Raw genomic sequence first — 6,205 nt, 5'->3', positions numbered from 1 at the left:
CGGCGGCGGTGTTGGCGTGGGCCTGCGCGGCGCTGAGGGTGCTGGCTGCGACGTTGTTGGTGTAGGTGTTGGCGGCGGCCTGGGCGCTTTGCACCTGACCGAGGTTGGCGGCATCGGTGGTGTTCACGCCGTTGGCGACGTGGGTGATCGTGCGTTCGTTGCCCGTGCTGCCGACCGAGACCGTGTTGCTGGCCGATGTGACAGAGCCCGCGCCGATGGCCACCGAGTTGGCATGGGTGGCCTGGGCAGACGTGCCCACGGCAATGGCACTGTCGGTGCTCGCCCTGGCACCGGTGCCGACACTGATGGCGTTGTTGGCCGTGATGTCCGATCCCGAACCCTGGCCGATGGCGACGTTGCCGCTGCCGCTCACTCTACTGCCTGCGTTGGTGCCCATGGCGGTGTTGTCGCTGCCCGTGACCCGGGCGCCTGCCCCGCTGCCGGTGGCCGCGTTGCGGTCGCCACGGACCGAGTTGCCAGCGCTGTCGCCCGAGGCGGTGTTGCCGTTGCCGTTGACGCCCGAACCCGCACCCGTTCCCGAGGCGCTGTTGCTGTTGCCGGTGACATACCACCCGGCTTCGGTGCCACTGGCGGAGTTGAAGTTGCCATTGACGACATAGCCTGCATTTGTCCCGACGCTGGAGTTGGCGTTGCCGGTGACCTGGTAGCCCGAGGTGGTGCCTAAGGATGAGTTCCGGCTGCCGGAGATTTGAAGGCCGGATCCGGTGCCGATCGACGAGTTGCTGTCACCGGTGACCTGCTGCCCGGCATCCAGTCCGAAGGCGGCGTTCCTGTTGCCGTTGACCGTGAGCCCGGCGTTCCGTCCCACAGCCGTGTTGTCGGTACCGGTGGTGTTCTGTCCCGAGCGACCGCCGACAGCGACATTGCCCTCTCCGCTGGAGCCCACCCCTGCGGCAAAGCCCACCGCTACGTTGTGAACCCCATTGGCGTTGGCCAGTCGGCCGCATGCCAGGGCACCGACACCCGATTCGGTCGCCGTGTCAGTGCAATCCGCCCATGCAAGGCCGTGGTGCGCGGATAGAGCCACGATGGCAGCGGCCACGGCGTGTCTGGCTGGCAAGCCAACGAATGCCAAGGGAGATGTAGATGAATTGAAAGGTATTGACCTGCGCAGCATGTGGATTCCTCTTGTAGTGCGCCGGTATTGGTTCCGAGAGCCGTCAGAAGAGCGTGAGAAAATGCGCTCAAAGTTGTACTTTTGCAACAAATTGAGTCTTCAACGTGCCCGACATTCCCGCCCCCGTGCTTGGTCTGTCCCTGCTGGGCCTCCCGAGAATCGTCCTGGATGGCGTCAACGTGTCCGGGCAGGTCAAGTACCGCAAGTCCTGGGCTCTTTGGGCTTTGCTGGGCACCACGCAGGGCCAGATGCATCACCGTGCCGTGCTGGCCGAATGGCTCTGGCCTGACCACTCGCCGTCGGCCGCGAGGGCCAACCTGCGCCAGGTGATCGCTGATCTTCGGGGGCTGCTGGCGGCGGCCGGGCTGGATCACGCGTTCCAGGCATCTGCCCAGGCGGTGGGCCTGTCGCGCGACGATCGCCTCACGGTCGATGCCGAGCGGCTGCAGCGCTGGGCCACGGCCTGTGTCCGCGCCGAGGATCAGGATTGGGATGTGCTGCCCGATGACCGCGCGCTGGAGGCGTTGTCGGACGGGGGCTTTCTGCAGGGTTTCGACCTGCCGCCCATGCCCGATGGCACGGACTGGCTGCGGTACATGCGCGATATCTGTGCGGATGCGTGGCTGCAGGTCCTGGAGTTCAAGGCCCGGCGGGCGGCGGCGCGGGGCCGGCTTCACGAGGCGGTTGCCACGGCACGCCGCCTGCTGGCGTTGGCGCCGGCCAGAGAGAGCCATGCGGTGTTGCTGGCCAACCTTCTTCAGCAACAGGGGCAGCCGCATGAGGCGCGCCAGGTGGTCCACCGGAGCATGGGCGCATTCGAGGAGCAACTCGGCCTCAAGTCCCTGGTGCTGGACGACCTGATGTCTCCTGACGACGCCGCCAGCCCGTGGTCGTTCAGGTCTCCCATCCCCGAATGGCGTCGGGTGACCGGCGTCTACAGCGATGTTCCCCAGGGCCTGCACACCGACGAGCAGGCGGTTCAGGCGTGGACACGGATCTGGCAGGGCATGGTCCTGCGCGCCGGCGGCCTGGTGATCGAGGTGCCTGGCCTGGCCTGGGCCGCTGTCTTCGGGCTGGATCCGGCGCGAAGCGAGCCCGCCCGGCGCGCCTGCGAACTGGCCCGCCAGTGGATGTCGCTGGGCCTGACCGACCAGGTGCGGGCAGGGCTGGCGGATGCGAGGGTGCTGGTGCGTCCCGGGCTGGGCGCTGGCCTGATGGTGGGCGACGCGATGCAAGCCGCCATGCGCGCCTGCTGGCAGGCCGGCTGGAGCCAGTGGCTGGCCACCCAGGAGGTGGTTCTGGCCGCCCGCGCGACGGAGTTCACCCGATGCCAGGGCGAACAGGACGCGGGTCTTTGGTGCGCGACCCTGAAGGAGGATCTGCCCGCAGAGCGCCCGGACGATCTGCCCCTGATCGGCCGCGAGCACGAATTGCAATGGCTCGTGAGCCGCTGGAAGGAGGCGCTGACGGCGGGCGCCTCTGCCGTGCTGATCCGGGCCCCGGCCGGTTACGGCAAGTCCCTGGTGATGCGTGAACTGGCGCGGCAGGTCATGGGGCAGGGGAGACACGTGCTTCGCGTCACCTGTGGCCAGCACATCCAGGAGCATCCGATGATGCCCTGGCGGATCGCACTGGAGGACGCGGACCCGCAGAGCACACGGCAGGGCGCGGATGACCGGCAGGTTCTGCGCGCCAGGGTCCTGAGGAAGATCAGGCAACTGTGCGCCGAGCGTCCCCTGCTGGTCAATCTGGAGGACGTCCACTGGGCCGACAAGGCCACGTTAGATCATCTTCCTGTCTTGCTGGAGCAGCTGGTCGGAAGTCCGGTGATGCTGGTGATGTCCTCCCGCCCGGTCCCCGATCAGGACTGGCCCGCGCCGGTTCAGGTGATGGAACTGGGGGCGCTGACCGAGGATGCGTCCCATCGCCTGGTGCTCGACATGAACGAGGCCACCCACCTGGATGTCGGTGAGCGTGCCCGGCTGGTCAGACTGGCCGGTGGCGTGCCGCTGATTCTCCAGTGGCTGGCGCGAAGCCGTATGGCGGTGGCGCCGGCACACGCCGGAATCCAGGCGCTGGTGCAGGAGCAGCTCGATGCCCTGGGGCCCGGGCGGGTTGTCCTCCGTGCCGCCGCGGTGCTCGGCGAGCGCTTTGATGTGGCGTCGTTGCAGGCACTGTTGCCCATGCACGCGGTGCGCACGGTCCTCGCGCGAGCAGCCGACTTGCACCTGATCCGAAGGGTGGGTCCGGACGAATGTGCGTTTGGCCACGCCTTGGTGCAGGAGGTGATTTACGACGGCATCGCGCCGACACAGCGCCAGGCATGGCACGCCCAGGCGGCAGGCCATCTGCAGCACGCCGAACAAGTCGAAGCGGATCAGGTGGCACGTCACTGGCAGGCTGCGCAGTCCTGGGACCAGGCCGCGCAATGGTGGCGGCATGCCGGTGACGCCGCCATCGAGCGCGACTTTGCGGCCGATGCCCTGGTTTGCTACGAACGCGCCCTGGCGGCCTTGTCGCATCTGGCGGACGGCGACGCCCGCGAGATACAGCGTCATTCCTTGCAGATTCAGGCGGGGCACTGTCTCCACATGACCGAGGGATTTGGCTCGGCGGCCGCCTGGCAGCGCTTCGGCCATGTCATGGAGGCGCTCACCAGGACACCAGAGGCCGATCCGCAGAGGCATGACCTGCGGTTTGCGGCACTGGCCGGTCGGTACATGGGGAGCAGTTCGCAGGGAGAGGTGGGTGGCCTCGATCTGGCCCGTCAGCTCCTGGGCATGGCAGGGACCCCCGAGCAGTCGCTCATGGCCCGCTATGCCATGGGCAGCTCCCTGTTCTGGCTGGGACGCCTGGCAGAGGCCAGGCAGGCTCTGGAGGAAGCGGTCAGGCTGTCTGATCAGGTGTCAACGCATCACCGGTTGCTGTACTGCTCAGACGATCCGGCACTGGTCTGCAAAGCGTTTCTGGCGTGGCTGTGCTGGCTCGAAGGCGATGACCAGGGCTTGTCGCGCCGCGCCACCGAACTGCAGCAGCGGTTGACGGAGACTGCACGGCCCCACACGGTCTGCTTTGCGCTCACCCTGCTGAGCTGTGCGCACTGGTGCCAGGGCGACTGGGCACTGCTGCAGGCGGGGGCCAGCCGTGTGCATGACCTGTCGGGGCAGTTCCGGTTTCCATTGTGGGCAGGGGTCAGCAGTCTTCTTCTCTTGTGCTGTCAGGCCGGGCAAGGGCAGATGGGTGACACCGCTGCGCTGCACGCGGCTGCCCATCAGATGCGGGGCGCCTATCAGGCGGGCATCACCACCTCGCGCTGGATGGTGGCGTCCGCATTGATGGCACAGGGACTGCACGAACAGGCCCTGCCCCTGCTGGATCAGGCCTGCCGGGAGGCCATGCACCACGAAGACCAGTACTGCGTTCCGCAGATGCAGATGCTGCTGGCCCTGTGCCACCAGCGCGCTGGTGACCCCACACTCGCGCAGACCATGGCGTGGGAAGCCCGCGAGGCGGCCCGTCACATGGGGGCCCAGGGGCTGCTGCGCCTCTGGGACGAGGCAGCCTCGATCTCAGACTGAAAAGATCTTGCCCGGGTTGAGGATGTTGTCCGGGTCCAGTGCGCGCTTGATGGTGCGCATCATGGTGATGGCACCGTCGCCGGCCTCGCGGCGCAGGAAGTCCATCTTGTGCAGGCCCACGCCGTGTTCGCCGGTGCAGGTGCCTTCCAGTTCTAGCGCGCGCGCCACCAGCTTCTGGTTCAGCGCCTCGGCGGTGTGGTGCTCCTCGGGCTTGGCCGGGTCGATCAGGTAGCCGAAGTGGAAGTTGCCGTCGCCCACGTGGCCGACCAGGAAGTAGGGGATGCCGCTGGCGTCGGCCTCGGCCACGGAGTCGAGCAGGCAGTCGGCCAGCTTGCTGATCGGCACGCAGGTGTCGGTGCTGATGGCGCGGCAGCCCGGCTTGCTCTGGATGGCCGCGAAGTAGGCGTTGTGCCGCGCGGTCCACAGGCGGGTGCGCTCCTCGGGCGTGGTCGCCCACTCGAACGCGTTGCCGCCGAACTCGCCGGCGATCTCCTGCACCGTCTCGGCCTGTTCCTTCACGCTCGCGGGCGAGCCGTGGAACTCCATCAGAAGAAAATGTTCCTCGCGCAGGCCCAGCTTGCTGTGGGCGTTGACCATGCGCACGGTGTTGGCGTCGATCAGCTCGCAGCGCGCGATCGGCACGCCCAGCTGGATCACCTGGATCACGGTGCGCACGGCCGCCTCGATGGTGGGGAACGAGCAGGTCGCGGCCGAGATGGCCTCGGGCAGCGGGTAGAGCCTGAGCGTGATTTCGGTGATGACGCCCAGCGTGCCTTCGCTGCCCACCATCAGGCGCGTGAGGTCGTAGCCGGCGGAGGACTTCTTGGCGCGCGTGCCGGTGCGGATCACCTCGCCCTGCGCGGTCACCACTTCCAGCGCCAGCACGTTCTCGCGCATGGTGCCGTAGCGCACGGCGTTCGTTCCGCTGGCGCGGGTGGCGGTCATGCCGCCGATGGACGCGTCCGCGCCCGGGTCGATCGGAAAGAACAGGCCTTCGCTTTTCACCGCGTTGTTCACGCCCATGCGGGTGATGCCGGGCTGCACAGTGACGGTGAGGTCTTCGGCGTTGATGGACAGCACCTGGTCCATGCGGCTGACGTCGATGCTGATGCCGCCCTGCACGGCCAGCAGGTGGCCTTCGAGCGATGAACCGACACCGAACGGAATGACCGGCACCTTGTGCTGGGCTGCGAGTTTCACCGCGTCGGCCACGTCCTGCGTCGACTCGGCGAACACCACGGCCGAGGGCGGCGGGACTTCAAAGATCGACTCGTCGCGGCCATGCTGCTCGCGCACCGCCTGGGCGGTGGAGCAGCGGGCGCCGAAGCGCGCCTGCAGGGCCTGGATGAGTGCGGGAGGGACCTCGCGCAGCGAGAGCTCGGGCGCGAGGTGGGAGGCGGTGGTGGGGGCGTTCATGGCGGTCTCCTGGTCGGTGCGGGCCTGGCGCGCCCGTGGTCAGCCGGCAGTGTAGACCGGGCGTCCTGCGGCG

At 67.9% G+C, this 6,205-nt stretch carries 3 protein-coding genes; 1 reads left to right on the top strand and 2 read right to left on the bottom strand.

The features are described 5' to 3' along the window. On the bottom strand, window positions 1-1,063 hold a 1,063-nt coding region (locus HFL01S_RS19885; protein WP_369407749.1), incomplete at its 3' end, for a YadA family autotransporter adhesin. Between the two features lie 179 nt (window positions 1,064-1,242). Between HFL01S_RS19885 and HFL01S_RS19880 the strand changes: the two genes are divergently transcribed. Beyond that, on the top strand, window positions 1,243-4,716 hold the full coding sequence (locus HFL01S_RS19880; protein ID WP_066261776.1) for an ATP-binding protein: 3,474 nt from the start codon (window positions 1,243-1,245) through the stop codon (window positions 4,714-4,716). Here HFL01S_RS19880 and HFL01S_RS19875 read toward each other — a convergent pair. Then, complete coding sequence (locus tag HFL01S_RS19875) at window positions 4,708-6,132, bottom strand: FAD-binding oxidoreductase (protein WP_066261774.1); 1,425 nt, start codon at window positions 6,130-6,132, stop codon at window positions 4,708-4,710. The genes HFL01S_RS19880 and HFL01S_RS19875 overlap by 9 nt on opposite strands. Window positions 6,133-6,205 lie beyond the last annotated feature (73 nt).

This window comes from Hydrogenophaga flava NBRC 102514 (assembly GCF_001571145.1).
Lineage (GTDB): Bacteria > Pseudomonadota > Gammaproteobacteria > Burkholderiales > Burkholderiaceae_C > Hydrogenophaga > Hydrogenophaga flava.
Note: the sequence above shows the minus strand (reverse complement) of the source record. Positions and strands in the feature narration are given on the sequence as shown.